Annotated in this window: 1 protein-coding gene and 1 pseudogene; both read right to left on the minus strand. The window is 62.2% G+C overall.

The genetic code is table 11. The features are described 5' to 3' along the window. Positions 1-270: pseudogene (locus M0954_RS07475) on the minus strand (ABC transporter substrate-binding protein); the annotation flags it as partial. Then, positions 212-1,589 (minus strand): ABC transporter ATP-binding protein (locus M0954_RS07480; RefSeq protein WP_297352416.1); only part of this gene is annotated, 1,378 nt, incomplete at its 5' end. The gene M0954_RS07480 and the pseudogene M0954_RS07475, both read right to left, overlap by 59 nt.

Raw genomic sequence — 1,589 nt, forward strand, 5'->3', positions numbered from 1 at the left:
GACAAAGAACGCGAGGGTCGGCGGTTCCGGATGGATGACCGCGGTCAGCGTGCCGCCTCGTTTGGCGCCCTGCAACGTGTTCGGCAGCGGTTCGGTCAACGCCCATGCGTGGCCGGTAAACATGAATGGTGTTGCAGCGCCCGCGAGCAGCGCTCCGGCGCCTTTGAGCAAGCGCCGCCGCTTGAGGTCGGCGACTGCCGCGCCTAGCGGATCATCGCGAAACAGGAGCGTCGAGGTCGAAGGCGGGAGTTTGGGGCGCTTGGATGTCACGATGGGTTTTCCTTGTAGTGAATGGCAATGGCACATGCGACGACGGTACGGCGTCGATCAGGGTGCGGGTGTAGGGATGCTGCGGCGAGGTCCAGATGGAGCGGTGATCGCCGGTTTCGACCAGACGACCCGCTTGCATCACAAGCACACGATCAGCGATATATCGGACGACAGAAAGGTCGTGCGAGATGAAGAGCAGGGCGAGCCCGAGTTCGGCTTTGAGGTCGGCCAGGAGATCGAGAATTTGCGCCTGGATGGAGACATCGAGGGCGGACACCGGCTCGTCGCAAATCACCAGTTCAGGTTCGAGCACGAGGGCTCGGGCTATGCCTATACGTTGTCGCTGGCCGCCAGAAAATTCGTGTGGGTAGCGCTGCAGTGCCGAAGTGGGCAGGCCAACCGCATCGACTATCCGGCGAATTTTTGTTTCGCGTTCGCGTCGTTGCGACACGCCGTGAATCGCCAAGGCAAGGCCAAGCGTTCGTTCAACGGTATGCCGCGGATTGAGCGAGCCGTACGGGTCCTGAAAGATCATCTGCACGCGCCGGCGGTACGGGCGCAATGCAAGGCGCCGGCGATGCGTGACGTCGTCGCCATCGAATACGATGCTGCCGGCGGACGGTTCCAGGAGTCGCGTCAACGCGCGGGAAAGCGATGACTTTCCGCAGCCCGATTCTCCGACGAGTCCCACCGTCTCGCCTTCTCGAATGTTGAACGAGACACCGTCGACCGCGGGTACGGTTCGCCCTGCGCCGGGATAGTCGACCTGCAAGCCGGTTACCTCGAGCAAGATGCGCGGGGTGGTATTCGCTGTTGCGTTTGTATCTGTTGGCCGCTCGCTGGTCGTCTCGGTCAGGCGGCCGTCACGATAATGCAGTCCCGCGCCGAAGTGCAGCGACGCGCCAAGCAGCGCACGGGTGTACGGCTGCGAAGGATGCGCGAACAACGTTGCGCTCTCGGCTTCCTCCACCTTCGTGCCGTCCTTCATCACGATCACGCGGTCAGCCCAGCGCGCGACGACGCCAAGGTCGTGCGTGATCAGCAATACCGCCATCGACAACTCGCGTCGCAACTGATCTATCAGTTCGAGAATTTGCGCCTGGATGGTGACGTCGAGCGCGGTCGTGGGTTCGTCGGCGATCAGCAGGCTCGGACGGCATGCAACCGCGATCGCGATCATCACGCGCTGTCGCTGGCCACCGGAAAGCTGATGCGGATAATGATCGAAACGCAGTGCCGGCTCGGGCAGACGCACGAGATCCAGAAGCTCAAGCGCTTGTTTGCGTGCCTCTGCAAACGATATCGGTTTGTGCAGCGTC

Source organism: Paraburkholderia sp. (genome assembly GCF_026225065.1).
In the GTDB taxonomy this organism is placed as follows: domain Bacteria; phylum Pseudomonadota; class Gammaproteobacteria; order Burkholderiales; family Burkholderiaceae; genus Paraburkholderia.